Source organism: Dyella ginsengisoli LA-4 (genome assembly GCF_000334915.1).
GTDB lineage: Bacteria > Pseudomonadota > Gammaproteobacteria > Xanthomonadales > Rhodanobacteraceae > Dyella_A > Dyella_A ginsengisoli_A.
The window spans coordinates 126,292-142,045 of sequence record NZ_AMSF01000015.1; the positions used below are offsets into that span (position 1 = coordinate 126,292).

9 protein-coding genes and 1 other RNA gene are annotated in these 15,754 nt (G+C 66.5%); 5 read left to right on the top strand and 5 right to left on the bottom strand.

What is annotated here, in order from left to right; all coding sequences use genetic code 11:
* Positions 1-32: 32 nt before the first annotated feature.
* The 3 genes from ssrA (at position 33) to C693_RS0103295 (ending at position 2,288) form a co-directional block, all read left to right on the top strand.
* Positions 33-384: a transfer-messenger RNA gene (gene ssrA / locus C693_RS22905) on the top strand.
* Positions 385-488: 104 nt separating this feature from the next.
* Positions 489-1,364 carry a DMT family transporter gene (locus C693_RS0103290; RefSeq protein WP_026107144.1) on the top strand — a complete coding sequence of 292 codons (876 nt, stop codon included), beginning with the start codon at positions 489-491 and terminating at the stop codon, positions 1,362-1,364.
* A gap of 45 nt (positions 1,365-1,409) precedes the next feature.
* Positions 1,410-2,288, top strand: coding sequence for an aldo/keto reductase (locus tag C693_RS0103295; protein ID WP_017460829.1), 879 nt, complete (start codon positions 1,410-1,412; stop codon positions 2,286-2,288).
* Positions 2,289-2,353: 65 nt separating this feature from the next.
* On the opposite strand, the gene C693_RS0103300 is transcribed toward C693_RS0103295, so the two are convergent.
* From C693_RS0103300 to C693_RS0103315, 4 genes are all read right to left on the bottom strand, one after another.
* The gene (locus tag C693_RS0103300; RefSeq protein WP_017460830.1) at positions 2,354-2,605 is read right to left on the bottom strand and encodes a hypothetical protein; all 252 of its coding nucleotides are present in this window, start codon (positions 2,603-2,605) and stop codon (positions 2,354-2,356) included.
* A gap of 94 nt (positions 2,606-2,699) precedes the next feature.
* Positions 2,700-3,629 carry a 5'-nucleotidase gene (locus tag C693_RS0103305; RefSeq protein ID WP_017460831.1) on the bottom strand — a complete coding sequence of 310 codons (930 nt, stop codon included), beginning with the start codon at positions 3,627-3,629 and terminating at the stop codon, positions 2,700-2,702.
* A gap of 39 nt (positions 3,630-3,668) precedes the next feature.
* Entirely contained in the window at positions 3,669-4,430 is a 762-nt protein-coding gene (locus tag C693_RS0103310; RefSeq protein WP_017460832.1) for an NAD kinase, read from the bottom strand.
* Positions 4,431-4,549: 119 nt separating this feature from the next.
* Complete coding sequence (locus C693_RS0103315) at positions 4,550-9,472, bottom strand: NAD-glutamate dehydrogenase (protein ID WP_026107145.1); 4,923 nt, start codon at positions 9,470-9,472, stop codon at positions 4,550-4,552.
* A gap of 532 nt (positions 9,473-10,004) precedes the next feature.
* Between C693_RS0103315 and C693_RS0103320 the strand changes: the two genes are divergently transcribed.
* Positions 10,005-11,189 (top strand): efflux RND transporter periplasmic adaptor subunit, encoded by a 1,185-nt coding sequence (locus C693_RS0103320; RefSeq protein ID WP_017460834.1) that lies wholly within the window; start codon positions 10,005-10,007, stop codon positions 11,187-11,189.
* A 12-nt stretch (positions 11,190-11,201) separates the two neighbouring features.
* Positions 11,202-14,384, top strand: a complete 3,183-nt coding sequence (locus C693_RS0103325; protein ID WP_017460835.1) for a multidrug efflux RND transporter permease subunit — start codon at positions 11,202-11,204, stop codon at positions 14,382-14,384.
* A 182-nt stretch (positions 14,385-14,566) separates the two neighbouring features.
* Here C693_RS0103325 and C693_RS0103330 read toward each other — a convergent pair whose 3' ends face one another.
* On the bottom strand, positions 14,567-15,727 hold the full coding sequence (locus tag C693_RS0103330) for an acyl-CoA dehydrogenase family protein (protein ID WP_017460836.1): 1,161 nt from the start codon (positions 15,725-15,727) through the stop codon (positions 14,567-14,569).
* Positions 15,728-15,754 lie beyond the last annotated feature (27 nt).

The following is a 15,754-nucleotide window of genomic DNA, read 5'->3' on the forward strand; positions in this document are numbered from 1 at the left end:
CATATACTCTTCGAGCTGTTTCGCGTTTCCCCGGGGGTGTTCTGGCTTCGACGGGGGTAGTGAGATGGCCTGGTGCATGCCGAGGGGGCAGCTTTCCTCGTAAATCCAGCCGCAAACTTATAGTTGCCAACGACGACAACTACGCTCTGGCCGCTTAAGGCCTAGCCCCGAACCCACTTGTGCTCGTGCTCGTGGATGTAGGGTCATCATCACGGGATCGCCCGAAGCCGCCGCCTGTCGGCCAGGGTCAAATCAAGCAGGCTGGTCCTTCGATGCGCTTCGCACATCGTGCTGTCGCGGGATGAGATCCAACGGTGAGCTAAGCATGTAGTACTGGGCGTTGAGCGCCTTCGGACGCGGGTTCGACTCCCGCCACCTCCACCATCACCGACCCGCCCGGCATCGCCTGGCGGGTTTTTTCTTGCTACGCCTCCCTCGGGCTGGACGGCATGGGACAATGCGCCTCCTTCCTGCCCGCCCTCCCCTTCATGCGCCAAGGTGTCATCCTCGGCTTCGCCTGCTACGCGGCCTATGCGATCAGCGATGCCTGCGTGAAATCCCTTCGCGGAGCGATCCCGGCCTACGAGGTCGTGTTCGTCGGCGCCCTGCTCTGCCTCGGCGCTGTACCTTTCATCCGCGCCCCCGGCGACCGGTTGCGCGACCTGGTGATCGCACGGCGTCCGGGGGTCTGGTGGATTCGCGCCATCACCGGTGCGGTCTGCAACATCAGCGCGGTGATCGCCTTCACCTTGCTGCCGATGGCCGAGACATTCGCGCTGATCTTCCTGATGCCGATCTTCGTGACGCTGCTGTCGGTGCTTTTCCTGCGGGAGCACGTCGGCTGGCGCCGCTGGATGGCGGTCGTGGTCGGATTCATCGGAGTTCTCGTGGTGCTTCGCCCGGGATTCCGGCAACTGGGCATCGGTCACTTCGCGGCAATCACCTGCGGGCTGTCCGGGGCCGTCTCGATGGTCGCCATGCGCCTGGCCGGTCAACACGAAAAGCGCATAAGCCTCTACGGCGCAGGCGTCATCGGCCCATTGCTGGTGGGCGGACTGCTGATGCTGCCGCACATGACCTGGCCCGACCCCTCCGCCTCGATCAGGCTGCTCGGCTACGGCCTGATGCAGGGGATCGCCGGCGTGCTGCTGATGCTGGCTACCCTGCTTGCGCCGGCCAACCGGATCGCGCCGACCCAGTACAGCCAGATGCTGTGGGCGATCGGCTTCGGCTACTGGCTGTTCGGCGATCGGCTCGACTGGCCCATGCTGGTGGGCATCGCGCTGATCCTCGGTGCCGGCCTGTTCACCCTCGTCCGCGAGGAGCAGGTCACCCGCTGGTGGCGCCGCCAGCCGCTGCCCTGATGCAGCATCCCTTACCGCCCACTCATCCGGCCACGGAATCTCTCGATGACATCGAACCCGCTTCGACTTTCTCCGATCGTCGCCGGCCTGTGGCGCATTGCGGACTGGAAACTGGATGTCTCCCAGCGCGTGCACTGGATCGAGCGGGTGCTCGACCTGGGAGTCACTTCGTTCGATCTGGCGGACATCTATGGCGACTACCGCGCGGAAGGATTGTTCGGTGAGGCGCTCGAGGCGGCCCCCGCGCTTCGACATCGGATGCAGCTCATCACCAAGTGCGGCATCCGGCTGCGCTCCGCCGACCGTCCCTACCGGATCAATCACTACGACACATCGGCCGCCTATGTCCGCAGCCAGGTCGAGCGCTCGCTGGTCCAGCTGCGGACCGAGCGACTGGATCTGGTGCTGATCCACCGCCCGGACTACCTGATGGATGCCGCCGTGCTGGCCGAGACGTTCCGCTCACTCAGTGCGGAGGGCAAAGTGGCGCACTGGGGCGTGTCCAACCACAGCGCCCGGCAGTTCGACCTGCTCAATCGCCATCATCCGCTCGTCACCAACCAACTGGAGCTCTCGCCGCTGGCGCTGCATGCGCTCGATGACGGCACCCTCGACCAGGCGCAGGCATTGGACCGCCGGCCGATGATCTGGTCCCCCCTCGCCGGCGGCAGGCTCTTTTCCGGACAGGACGAACGTGCCGTCCGGCTCAGAGGCGAGATGGGTGCCATCGCCAGGCGCATGGGCACCAGTGTCGCCACCCTGGCCTATGCGTGGATCCTACGTCATCCCTCTCGGCCTCATCCGATCACCGGCAGCGGGCGCATCGAGGGCATCCGGGAGGCGCTAGATGCGCTCGAGCTGCGCCTGGACAACGAGGACTGGTATGCGATCTGGACAGCCAGCCAGGGGCACCCGGTCCCCTGAGATCGAAAGAATGCGGGGCGCCATGCGCCCCGCGAAGCCAGCGCACGACGCGCTGGCCGCCATTTTCAGGCCTTACCGGACTTGTTCGCCCGATCGGCGACCGGCTGTACACCCGCCTGCGTAGAGGACATGGGTGGACAGCAGGCGTAGGTGCGCGTCTGGCAGTAGCTGGGCGACTGGCCACTGTCCAGGCAGTCCTGGTAGGTCAGGATGCAGGGGTGGCAAACGACGATCACGGTCTGGGCTGCCGCACTGCCTATACCGGCGACGGTCAGCAGCAGGAGTACGGAAACGAGCAAGCGATGAATCGGCTTCATGGTGATTCCTCCTTGAGCCGCCACCCTGGCGGCAGCCCACCATAGAACAAACGCGCCGCGCCATCACCGCACGCTGGAGGTCCAGCCGGTCCGCTCAGCGATTGCTCACGCCATGCGGCACGTGCCCGGTGGCTACGTGACGACGAGCGGATTCCACATTGGCCGGCGAATCATCGAAGAAGATGTCCGCACCGAACGCGTCGAGGAACGGCCCCTTGTCGCGGCCACCGAGGAACAATGCCTCGTCGATGCGCACGCCCCATTTGCGCAGGGTCAGGATCACCCGCTTGTGTGCCGGCGCCGAACGCGCGGTGACCAGCGCGGTACGGATCGGCGAATTCTCGGCGGGGAACGCCGCCTGCAGCCGATGTACCGCCGTCAGGAACCCACGGAATGGACCGACCGAAAGCGGCTCGGCCGCATTCTCGTGCTCGCTGCGATGGAAGGCGGCCAAGCCCTCCTCCCGCGAGACCCGCTCACCCTCGTCACCGAAGATCACCGCATCACCGTCGAAGGCGATCCGCAGTTGCTCGCTGGCACGGGGCGGCGCGGTGCTGGGAAGGATCGTCGCCGCGGCCACGCCGGCCGCCAGCGCACGCCCGACGTCCTCGGCATTGGCGGACAGGAACAGGTCGGCCTTGAACGGCGCCACGTAGTCGGACGTCGGTGCGCCACTGGTGAAGGCCGCGCGGCTGATCTCCAGCCCGTAGTGCTGGATCGCGTTGAAGATGCGCAGCCCGGTATCGCCGGAGTTGCGCGACAGCAGAATCACCTCGACCGGCGGCACGTCCCCGGCAAGCCGGTTCAGCCCCAGCAGTTTCTGCACCAGCGGGAACGCCACCCCCGGCTTGAGGATATCTTCCTCGTGCTCGATCTGGAACTGGCGATAGGCATCCAGCCCGTCGCGCTCGAACAGCGTATGGCTGTCCCCGAGGTCGAACAGGGCTCGCGAGGAAATCGCCACGACCAGCCGGTTGTCCCGGCTGGCTTCCGGGTCGTGGGCATCGGGAAAGTACACGGTCATGGCACCCAATCTAGCGCATCCTGCCCAGGCACGGATCGGTCAGTCGAGCGCGAACTGCTCGTCGAGGATGCGCTGCTCGAGGTTGTGCTCGGGATCGAACAGCAAGCGCACGCCGCGGTCTCGTGCCTGGCGGATCAGCACCTCGCGCACGTGCCTTACCTCGTGGAAATCCGCGGTGGCACTGACCGGCCGCTTGCCCGGATCAAGCACACGCAGGCCGACTTCGGTGAGATGCGGCAGGATCGCGCCTCGCCAGCGCCGAGGCCGGAACGGGCTGATCGGCGTCAGCGCCAGCACGTTCGCATCCAGCGGCAGGATCGGGCCATGCGCCGACAGGTTGTAGGCGGTGGAGCCGGCGGGCGTGGAAACCAGGATTCCGTCGCAGATGAGGTTGGACAGCTTCACCGTGCCGTTGAGCTTGACCTCGAGATGGGCGGCCTGGTTGCTCTGGCGCAGCAGCGATACCTCGTTGAACGCGATCGCCGTGGACTGCACGCCGTCGCCGTCGGTGGTGTGCATCTCGAGCGGATACAGCGTCGCTGCGTGCGCCCGCGCGATGCGCCCGGGCAGGTCGTCCAACCGGTGCTTGTTCATCAGGAAGCCGACCCGCCCCAGCTTCATGCCGTAGACCGGAGACTCGCCGTCCCGGTGGGCATGAAGCGTGCGCAACATGAAGCCATCGCCCCCCAGCGCCACGATCACCTCGGCCCCTGCCGGTGGCACGTCACCGTACTGGGCGACCAGTTTGCGGCGTGCCTGCTGGGCGACCGGTGTATCGCTGGCGACGAAGGCAAAGCGCATGACGTATCCGCGGGCGATGGCAACCCTTCGAGCTTACAGGAGCGCCGCGCCGTCGGGCGACGGCGCGGCGCTCATCCACGTGCGGTCGATCCGCTCCCCTGAGCAGGGAGCGGCCGCACTCAGGCGACGGGAACCTGCGCCAGCTGCGCCAGGCGACGGACCGCCACCGAGGCGATCGGATAGTCCGCGTTCTGCGCGAGGATTTCCGCCAGCATGGCCCGGGTGTACTTGAGCGTCGCATCGTCACGCTCGAGCCAGGCCTGCACGGGCGTGCGGTCGGTCCGGTCGCCGCAGAGGGTGAGCACCTGCAGCGCCAGTGCCCGGTGCTGGTGATTGAGCTCGTCCAGCAGCGAACCGCGGGCCTGTGCGTGCCAGGCGCCCTCCACCGGCAGCGCTTCGATCTGGTCGCGCAGCCATTCCAGGTCGAGCGCCTCGCCCAGTTCGTAGAACACGGTAGCCACGCGGGCGATCGGCGCGCCGCTCTGCTGGGCCACCTCGACCATGTCCAGCGCGGCGCGCAGCTCGGAGAGCCTGGCCAGACGCACGGCGAGATCACCCGGCAGGCCAAGCCCTTCCCACTTCTCCTGGCTGGACTCGAAATCGCCGCGGCCGGTATCGGTCAACGCCGCCGGAAGCGCCAATCGCAACTCGCTGACATGGGCCTGGTAGCGCTCGACGTTGGCGGCGATATCCAGCGTGCCACCGGGACGGTTGAGCAGCCAGCGCGTCATGTGCCGCAGCAGGTTCCAGATCTGCAGGATCGCGTCGATCTGGGTGTTCTCGGCCACCTTGCTGTCCAGCGCCTCGATCTCCGCCCACAGCTCGCGTGCATCCAGGATTTCGCGGGCGGCGGTGTAGGCCTTGGCGATCGCCGCCGGCCCCTGCCCGGTGTCTTCCTGCATGCGCATCATGAAGGTGGCGCCCATGCGGTTGATCGTCGAATTGGTCACCGCGGTGGCGATGATCTCCCGCTTCAGGCGATGCCGTTGCATGTGCTCGGCGTACTTGCCGTGCAGCGGCTCGGGGAAGTAGCGGACCAGCTCCTTGGAGAGGTACGGGTCCTCCGGCACGTCGGATTCGAGCAGCTGCTGGTACAGCTTGATCTTGTCGTAGGACAGCAGCACCGACAGTTCCGGCCGGGTCAACCCCTGACCGCGGGTCTTGCGCTCGGTCAGCTCGGCGTCGCTGGGCAGGTTCTCCACCTGGCGGTCAAGCAGGCCCTCGCCTTCCAGCGTGCGGATGAAGTGCGCCATCGAGCCGATGCGCTTGATCGACTGGTGCTCCATCACCGTGATCGCCTGGTTCTGGCGGTAGTTGTCCCACAGCACCAGCCGGCCGACCTCGTCGGTCATCACGCGCAGCTGTTCGTTGCGCGCCTCGTCGGTGAGCTCCCCGCGCTGCATGGCGTCGCCAAGCAGGATCTTGATGTTCACCTCGTGGTCGGAGGTGTCCACGCCAGCCGAGTTGTCGATGAAGTCGGTATTGAGCAGCACGCCATGGTGTGCCGCCTCGATGCGACCCTTCTGGGTCATGCCCAGGTTGCCGCCCTCGCCCACCACCTTGCAGCGCAGCTCCGCGCCGTTCACCCGCAACGCGTTGTTGGCGCGGTCACCGACCTCGGCGTGCGTCTCGCTGGCCGCCTTGACGTAGGTGCCGATGCCACCGTTCCACAACAGGTCCACCGGCGCCTTGAGGATCGCGCTGAGCAGTTCGGTCGGCGAGAGGTGCGCGACGTCGCCCTTGATACCGAGTACCGCCCGCACCTCGGGCGAGATCGGGATCGACTTGGCGCTGCGCGGGTACACGCCACCGCCGGCGGAGATCAGCGACTTGTCGTAGTCCTCCCAGCTCGAGCGAGGCAGCTTGAACATGCGCTCGCGCTCGATGAACGAACGCTCCACGTCCGGATTCGGGTCGAGGAACACATGGCGATGGTCGAACGCCGCCACCAGCCGGATGTGGCGCGACAGCAGCATGCCGTTGCCGAACACGTCGCCGGACATGTCGCCGATGCCCACGCAGGTGAAGTCCTGCGTCTGCGAATCGCGGCCCAGCGCCCGGAAGTGCCGCTTGACCGACTCCCACGCACCCTTGGCGGTGATGCCCATCGCCTTGTGGTCGTAGCCGTTGGAACCGCCCGAGGCGAACGCGTCGCCCAGCCAGAAACCGTGCGCCACCGAGATCGCGTTGGCAATGTCGGAGAACGTGGCCGTGCCCTTGTCGGCCGCGACCACCAGGTACGGATCGTCCTGGTCGTGACGGACCACGTCGTGCGGCGGCACCACCTTGCCCTCGACCAGGTTGTCGGTGATGTCCAGCAGGCCGGCGATGAACAGGCGGTAGCAGGCGATGCCCTCGGCGATCTGCGCGTCGCGGTCGCCACCCTCCGGCGGATTCTTCACGTAGAACCCGCCCTTGGAGCCGACCGGCACGATCACCGTGTTCTTCACCATCTGCGCCTTCACCAGGCCCAGCACCTCGGTGCGGAAGTCCTCGCGACGGTCCGACCAGCGCAGGCCGCCGCGCGCCACCGGGCCGAAGCGCAGGTGCACGCCTTCCACCCGCGGCGAGTAGACGAAGATCTCGCGGTACGGCACGGGCTTGGGTGCATCCGGCACGCGGTGCGAGTCGAACTTGAAGCTGATGTAGGGACGGAACTGGCCGTCCCACTGCTGGAAGAAGCTGGTGCGCAGCGTCGCGCCGATGACGTCGAGGTAGCTCTTGACGATACGCTCGTCGTCCAGGCTGGCCACGTCGTCGAGCAGTGTCCGCAGCGCTTCGACCAGTGCGCGTTCCTGCTCCGCCCTCGGCTTGGCCAGGCACGCCACCATGCCATCGACCAGGTCGGGGCGCGCGTTGCGCGTCGACTCCGGAATGAGCGCCAGCATCTCGCGGCGAAGGTCCTCGCCTGCACGGACCAGTTCGTCGGCCGAGAGCGATTCGCGGCGCGGATCGAACTTGGCATGGAACAGCTCGATCAGCACGCCGGCGATCGCCGGGTAGCGGTTGAGCGTCGCTTCCATGTAGGTCTGCGAAAACGCGATGCCGACCTGCTGCAGGTACTTGCAGTAGCCGCGCAGCACCGCGATCTGGCGCCAGTCGGCCTGGGCGAACAGCACCAGGTTGTTGAAGCCGTCGCTCTCGGCGTGGCCACGCCACAGCGCCTCGAACGCCCGCTCGAAGCGATCGCGCACATGCTCCAGTTCGAAGCTCAGCGGCTGCTTGGGCTTGACCTCGAAGTCGTGGATGGTGAGCGGGCGTTCCTGGCCCTCGAGGCTGTAGACATGCTCGGCCAGCATGCGCACGCCCATGTTCTCCAGCATCGGCAGCGCCTCGGAGAGCGGGATCGGCTCGCCGGCATGGATCACCTTGAAGCGCAGCGAACCGTCCGCGTGGCGATACAGCGACATGCGAATGGCATCGTCGCCCTCGAGGCTGGCCAGCGCCTCGATGTCGGCCGCAGCCACGGCCGGAGCGACCTCGTCGATGTAACCGGGCGGCATGGCGCGGGCATAGCGATTGGCCAGCACCACGCCCCGCTGCGGACCGAGCCGGCCGACCAGCGAGTCGCGCACCTCGTCCTGCCAGTTGCGCACGATGCCGGCCACACCCTCCTCCAGCGCGTGCAGGTCGTAGGACACCTGCTCGCCCACGCGGGGACGTACCACCACGTGCAGGCGCGCCAGCGCGGAGTCGCCCAGCAGCACGGTCGAATCCAGCTCCTGGCCGTGCAGCGCCTCGCGCAGCAGCGCCTCGATACGTTCGCGCACCGTGGTGTTGAAGCGCTCGCGCGGCACGAACACCATGCAGGTGAAGAAGCGACCGTAACGGTCGCGGCGCACGAAGAGCTGGGTTCGCGCGCGCTGGCGCAGCTCCAGGATGCCGGAAACCGCCTGGTACAGCTCGTCCTCGTTGGACTGGAACAGCTCGTCGCGCGGCAGCGTCTCCAGGATGTGGCGCAGCGACTTGCCGGAATGCGAATCGCGCTTCAACCCGGAGCGGGTCAGCACGGCCTCCACCTTGTTGCGCACCACCGGCACGTCCTGCGGGCGGGCCATGTAGGCATTGGACGAGAACATGCCGAGGAAGCGCTGCTCGGCGATCGGCTTGCCGTTGGCATCGAAGCGCAGTACGCCCACGTAGTCCATATGACCCGGGCGATGCACCTGCGAACGGGCGTTGGTCTTGGTCAGGATCACCGGCTCGATCGAGCCGGCGGTGGCGCCATGGGCGCCGAGCGAGGCCACCGAACGCGGCGCCAGCGAGCGCTCCGTGCCGGACAGGATGCCCAGCCCCGAGCCTTCGACCGACTGCAGCACTTCGCCGCCCTCGCCCTGGCGAACTTCGTATTCGCGGTAGCCGAGGAAAGTGAAGTTGTCGTCGGCCAGCCAGCGCAGGAACTCGGCCGACTCGGTCGTCGCGGCGACGTCGTGCGTGTTCGGCCGGACCGGCAGCTCGGCGGCGATGGCGCGGGCCTTGTCCCGCATCGCCTCCCAGTCACGGACAGCCAGCCGGACGTCATCCAGCGCGGACTCGATCCGGGCCTTCAGCTCGGCCTGCGGCTCGCCGTCGGCGAGCCGATCGATCTCGAAATGCATGACCGATTCGGGCTGGCCCTGATCGCCCCCGATGGACTGCAGGGAACCGGCCGCATCACGCACGACCCTCACCACCGGGTGGATCACCGTATGGATGGGACCATCCGCCGACAGGATCATGCTGACGGTGTCGACCAGGAACGGCATGTCGTCGGTCACCACCTCCACGACGCTGCGGCCGTCATGGCCGAGCGTGGGGTTGATCACCCGCACCGATGCCCGGCCCGGCTCGCGCCGTGCGATGAATCCGAGCAGATCGAGCACCAGTTCGGCCCACTGCGCCGGGGTATGCAGCGACTCGTCGCCAGCGGCCAGTCGCGCGAAGAAGGTGCGGATAAAAAATTGCGCCTCCTGGAGGCGCTGGGCGGGCAAATCCTTTTTGCTTGTTTCGTCGATGACAGCTGCTGCGAGGGACTCATTCACGGCCGCGCGAATCGCATTCATGGCTTCTACTGTTCAGTGGATGCAGAGGGGGAACAAAAAGCCCGCGAAGGATACGCTTCGCGTTTCGTCGAATCCACCGCGCGAAGCCGCTTCCTGCCATGCCCAGGCGCATGGAAAGTCGCCGCCGGCCCGCGCTGCACCGCAATAGAAAACGTCTTCACCACGACACGCTGGAGACGCTGCTCCAACCCCGCCAACACTCCCTGGTTGGTGTCCGGAATGGTTCGACGCGACACGGTGTCAGAACACGGCTTGCGCACCGGGAATCGCATCCACAAAACCGGCCCGGCCACAAGTGCGTAAAGGGCCCAGCCAAGCCAGGCCAACGAGCGAGACAAATTTTGTACTGCTGGGTATATTGGTGTTTTGATGTTCGCGCCATGCACCGCAGCGCCGCTCGCGGACGAGCGGCAAGGCGCCGGCGCACCCCCGCCGAATCCCGTTGGCACCTGCGACCCCTCCCCGCCAAAGGTTCGCAGCCTGGCCATGTTGCGGCACCGAATAAACCTGACCACGCGATCATGGAGTTTTCATGAACCCCTCTTCACTGCGCGCACCCCTGTTGTGCCTTGGCCTGCTGGCATTGGCTGCATGCGGAGGCAAGGACAGGAATGCCCAGCCGGCACCGCCGCCGCCCCAGGTTGGCGTCGTCACCGTCGCACCGACGAACCAGCCCCTGAGCAAGGACCTGGTCGGCCGCCTGTCGCCCTATCGCAGCGCCGATGTGCGCGCGCGCGTCGCGGGCGTTCTGGTCAAGCGCGTCTACGCGGAAGGTTCCGACGTGAAGAAGGGCCAACTGCTGTTCCAGATCGATCCTGCGCCGCTCAAGGCCGCGCTCGATGCCAGCCTGGCTAACCTTGCCCAGGCACGCGCCTCCTACACCAACGCCAAGGTGGCCGCCGATCGCGTGCGCGAGCTGGCGCCCAAGGGTTACGTCTCCAGGTCCGACCTGGACAATGCTCTGGCGGCCGAGCGCACCGCTGCAGCCAGCGTGCAGCAGGCCCAGGCGAACGTGCAGACCGCCCGCATCAACCTGGGCTACGCCAGTGTCCGGTCGCCGATCGACGGCCGTGCCGGCAAGCAGCAGGTGACCGAGGGGGCCCTGGTCGGCCAGGGCGACGCGACCCTGCTGACCACGGTGGACCAGATCGACCCGCTGTACGTGAACTTCAGCCTCAGCACCGCGGAGCTTGACCAGATGCGCCGCTCCCAGGCCGATGGCAGCGTCACCCTCGCCGCCACCGACAAGGCCACCGTCGAGGTCGCGCTGCCCGACGGCAGCCGCTACGACCATCCCGGCACCGTGGACTTTTCCGACACCACGGTGAACCCGGCCACCGGCTCGGTCGACCTGCGTGCAACGGTGCCCAACCCCGACCATGTGCTGCTTCCGGGGATGTACGTGACCCTGAAGGCTCGCCTGGGCGAGCAGCACAAGGTGTTCCTCGTGCCGCAGCCCGCCCTGCAGCGCGACACCGTCGGCGCCTACGTGATGGTGGTCGGCAAGGACGGCAAGGTGGCGCGCAAGGACGTCACCGCCGACCAGGCCATCGGCAGCAACTGGTTGGTGACCGACGGGCTGGCAGCGAATGACAAGGTCATCGTTTCCGGCCTGCAGAAGGTCAAGGACGGGGCGCCTGCGACGGCCGAGCCCTGGACGCCCGGACCGTCCGGCTCCGCCTCGGCTTCAAGCCAGTCGGCGGCCCGCGGCAAGTAACGGAGCGCATCCATGCCCAGCTTTTTCATCGATCGCCCGATCTTCGCCTGGGTGGTAGCCATCCTGATCACCCTGGGTGGCACGCTGGCGGTGCTCAACATGGGCATCGAGTCCTACCCGAACATTGCCCCGCCGCAGGTGACGGTGAACGCGTCCTACCCGGGAGCCAGCGCCGACACCACGGAAAAAACGGTGACCCAGGTCATCGAACAGCAGCTGACCGGCATCGACCACCTGCTCTATTTCAGCTCGTCGTCCAGCGCCAACGGTTCGTCGTCGGTCACCCTGACCTTCGAAACCGGCACCGATCCCGACATCGCTCAGGTGCAGGTGCAGAACAAGGTCTCGCTGGCCACGCCGCGGCTGCCTTCGGAAGTCACCCAGCAGGGCGTGGTGGTGGCCAAGGCCAACCCGGACTTCCTGATGTTCGTGGCGCTGACCTCGAGCAACCCGACCATCGACGGCGCCAAGCTCAACGACATCGTCGCCTCGCAGGTGCTTGACCAGATCTCGCGCATCTCCGGTGTCGGCAACATCCGCCAGATCGGTTCCGAATACGCGATGCGGATCTGGCTCAATCCCGACAAGCTCCACGGGTATGGCCTGTCGGCCTCCCAGGTGCTGGCGGCGATCCGCGCGCAGAACGTGCAATTCGCGGCCGGCTCGCTGGGCGCGGACCCGGCCCCGTCGGGACAGGGCTTCAGCGCCACCGTGTCAGCCGAAGGCCGCTTCTCGACGCCCAAGCAGTTCGGCGACATCATCCTGCGCGCCAACAGCGACGGCACCGCAGTGCGCCTGCGTGACGTGGCGCGCATCGCCTTCGGCCCCCAGAACTACGGCTTCCATGCCCAGTACAACGGCCAGGAGGCCGGCGCCTTCGGCGTGCAGCTGCTGCCCGGTGCCAACGCGCTGGACGTCGCCACCGCGGTGCGCGCGAAGATGACCGAGCTGGCCAAGAGCTTCCCGCCCGGCGTGACCTGGTCGGTGCCCTACGACAGCACCCCATTCGTGCGCATCTCCATCAAGGAGGTGATGCATACGCTGGTCGAGGCGATGGTGCTGGTGTTCCTGGTGATGCTGGTGTTCCTGCAGAACATCCGCGCCACGATCATCCCTACCCTGGTGATCCCGGTGGCGCTGCTGGGCACCTTCATCGGCCTGCTGCCGCTGGGCTTCACGGTCAACCAGCTCACCCTGTTCGGCATGGTGCTGGCGATCGGCATCGTGGTGGACGACGCGATCGTGGTGATCGAGAACGTCGAACGCATCATGACCGAGGAAGGCCTGTCGCCGAAGGACGCCACGCGCAAGGCGATGGGTCAGATCACCGGCGCCATCGTGGCGATCACGGTGGTGCTGGCAGCGGTGTTCGTGCCCTCGGCGCTGCAGCCGGGCGCCTCGGGCGTGATCTACAAGCAGTTCGCGCTGACGATCGCCGTGTCGATGGGCTTCTCGGCTTTCCTGGCGCTGTCGTTCACGCCGGCGTTGTGCGCGAGCATCCTCAGGCCGGAGCACGAGCACAAGAAGAACATCGTCTACCGCACCTTCAACCGCATCTTCGACCGCGTCACCCGCACCTACAGCGGGCACATCCATGGCGCGGTCAACCACGCTCCGCGATGGATGGCGGTGTTCGCGGTGATCGTGGTGCTGTGCGGCGTGCTCTTCAACCGCATGCCCACCAGCTTCGTGCCCAGCGAGGACCAGGGCGTGGCGCTGGCCATCGTTTCGCTGCCGCCTGGAGCGACGGTCTCGCGCACCGAGCACGTGATGAAGGAGATCCGCGCCGTCCTGCTGAAGAATCCGGCAGTGGAGGGGATGTTCCAGGTGTCCGGCTTCAGCTTCGTCGGCGCCGGCGAGAACACCGGCATGACCTTCGTGCACTTGAAGGACTGGTCCGAACGCAAGGAAACCGCCGACCAGTTCATCGCCGAATCCAACCGTGCGCTGAGCAGCATCCGCGATGCGCAGATCTTCATGGTGAACCTGCCGACCATCCGCGGTCTCAGCCAGTTCGGCGGCATCGATATGTGGCTGCAGGCCCGCGCAGGACAGACCCGTACGGAGCTCACCCAGGCGCGCAATACGCTGCTTGCCAAGGCCGCGCAGGACGAGAAGCTCACCGGTATCCGCCCGCAGGCACTGGAGGACGCCCCAGCCTTGCAGCTGCACGTGGACCGCACCCAGGCGCAGTCACTGGGGCTGTCGGTGAGCGACATCTATACCGCGATCCAGCTGACCCTGGCTCCGGTCTACGTCAACGACTTCGCCTATGGCGGACGCGTCAAGCGCGTGCTGATGCAGGCCGACCAGCCCTATCGCATGGGGCCGGATGCGCTGCAGCACATCTATACGCCGAGCACGCAGACCAACGCCGACGGCACGCCGCAGATGATCCCGATCTCCAACGTGGTCGATGCCCAGTGGCACATGGCCTCGCCCGCGCTGGCCCGCTACAACGGGTACTCGGCGGTGGAGATCGTGGGCAACCCGGCGCAGGGCTATTCCACCGGCCAGGCCATGGCCGAGATGGAGAAGATCGTCAACGACGACCTGCCCAAGGGCTTCGGCTACGACTGGACCGGGCAGTCCTACCAGGAGATTCTCTCCGGCAACGCCGCCACGTTGCTGATGGTGCTGTCGGTGGTGATCGTGTTCCTGTGCCTGGCCGCGCTCTACGAGAGCTGGTCGATCCCGGTATCCGTGCTGCTGGTGGTGCCGCTGGGCCTGCTCGGCGCCGTGGTGTTCTCGATGCTGCGGGGCCTGCCGAACGACATCTACTTCAAGATCGGCATGATCACGGTGATCGGCCTGGCGGCGAAGAACGCGATCCTGATCGTGGAGTTCGCCGTCGAGCAGCAAGCCGCCGGCAAGCCCCTCCGCCAGGCGGTGATCGAGGCCGCCCGGCTGCGCCTGCGTCCGATCCTGATGACCTCGCTGGCGTTCATCCTCGGCGTATTGCCACTGGCCGTGTCCACCGGTGCGGGCGCCAATTCGCGTCATGCGATCGGTACCGGGGTGATCGGTGGCATGACCTTCGCCACCTTCCTCGGCCTGCTGCTGATCCCGGTGTTCTACGTCACGGTGCGGCGTCTGCTGGGTGATCGGCTGGACCACCACCACGACGACGGCACACCGTCGACCGGGCATGGCGGGATGCAGCCGTTCGACTCGGATCCGCGACGCGGGGCGTAGAGCGAGGAGTGAGTGAAGAGGAGTGAGAAGTGAGAGGTGACGCCCCGCGCGCCTCAGCTCATTGCCTTGCTCCATCAAATGCGTCGATAAAAAAGCCCCGGCATTTGCCGGGGCTTTTTTTGTGAAGGTCAGCGAAGCGGCCTTTACTCACTTCTCACTCCTCTTCACTCACTCCTCGCTTCTCAGCGCAGTCCCGTCTCGTTGCGGGCGATCACGATGCGCTGGATCTCGCTGGTGCCCTCGTAGATCTCGGTGATCTTGGCGTCGCGGAAATAGCGCTCCAGCGGCAGTTCCTTGGAATAGCCCATGCCGCCATGGATCTGCACCGCCTGGTGGGTGATCCACATCGCCGCCTCGGAGGCCACCAGCTTGGCCACCGAAGCCTCGGTGCCGAAGCGGCCGCCGTTCTTCTCGGCCTCGCCCTTCGCCCAGGCGGCGCGCAGGGTGAGCAGGGTTGCCGCATCGAGCTTGCACTTCATGTCGGCGATCTTGGCCTGGGTCATCTGGAAGGTGCCGATCGGGTGACCGAACGCCTTGCGGTCGCGCGACCACTGCAAGGTGGCCTCGTAGGCCGCGCGGGCGATGCCGACCGCCTGCGAGGCGATGCCGATGCGGCCGGCGTCGAGCACGCCCATCGCGATGGAGAAGCCCTTGCCGACCTCGCCCAGCACGTCGTCCTTGGAGCAGACGTACTCGTTGAGCTCGATCTCGCAGGTGGCCGAGGCGCGGATGCCGAGCTTCGGCTCGGTCTTGCCGGCGTGGAAGCCCGGCTTCTGCGTATCGATGATGAAGGCCGACACGCCCTTGGCGCCGATCCCCGGCGTGGTGATCGCGAACAGCACGATGTAGCGGCACACCGGGCCGGAGGTGATCCAGCTCTTCTTGCCGTTGATCACCCAGTCGCCGTTTTCGTTCTTCGTCGCGCGGGTATGCATGGCCGACGCATCGGAGCCGGACTGCGGCTCGGTCAGCGCATAGGCGCCGATCGCCTCGCCCTGGGCGATCGCCCGAACGTACTTCTGCTTCTGCTCCTCGGTGCCGTGCTTGAGGATGCCGTTGCAGAACAGCGAGTTGTTCACCGACATCACGGTGGAGGTGGCCGCGTCGGCCGCGGCGATCTCGATCATCGCCAGCACGTAGGCCACCGGATCCATGCCCGCGCCGCCGTATTCCTCCGGCACTTCGATGCCCATCAGGCCGAGCTGGCCCATCTCGCGAATGTTTTCCAGCGGGAACTCGCCCCTGGCATCGAGCTCGGCCGCCACGGGGGCAATGCGCTTTTGCGCGAAATCGCGGGCGATCGCCTGGATCGACAGCTGATCTTCGGTAAAACGGAAATCCATGAACTACTCCAGGTCGTGACTTAGCCG

Bases quoted from the DNA above. Each gene is read 5' to 3' on its own strand.
- C693_RS0103290 (WP_026107144.1), top strand. From the start codon at position 489: ATGCGCCAAGGTGTCATCCTCGGCTTCGCCTGCTACGCGGCCTATGCG.
- C693_RS0103295 (WP_017460829.1), top strand. From the start codon at position 1,410: ATGACATCGAACCCGCTTCGACTTTCTCCGATCGTCGCCGGCCTGTGG.
- C693_RS0103300 (WP_017460830.1), bottom strand. From the start codon at position 2,605: ATGAAGCCGATTCATCGCTTGCTCGTTTCCGTACTCCTGCTGCTGACC.
- C693_RS0103305 (WP_017460831.1), bottom strand. From the start codon at position 3,629: ATGACCGTGTACTTTCCCGATGCCCACGACCCGGAAGCCAGCCGGGAC.
- C693_RS0103310 (WP_017460832.1), bottom strand. From the start codon at position 4,430: ATGCGCTTTGCCTTCGTCGCCAGCGATACACCGGTCGCCCAGCAGGCA.
- C693_RS0103315 (WP_026107145.1), bottom strand. From the start codon at position 9,472: ATGAATGCGATTCGCGCGGCCGTGAATGAGTCCCTCGCAGCAGCTGTC.
- C693_RS0103320 (WP_017460834.1), top strand. From the start codon at position 10,005: ATGAACCCCTCTTCACTGCGCGCACCCCTGTTGTGCCTTGGCCTGCTG.
- C693_RS0103325 (WP_017460835.1), top strand. From the start codon at position 11,202: ATGCCCAGCTTTTTCATCGATCGCCCGATCTTCGCCTGGGTGGTAGCC.
- C693_RS0103330 (WP_017460836.1), bottom strand. From the start codon at position 15,727: ATGGATTTCCGTTTTACCGAAGATCAGCTGTCGATCCAGGCGATCGCC.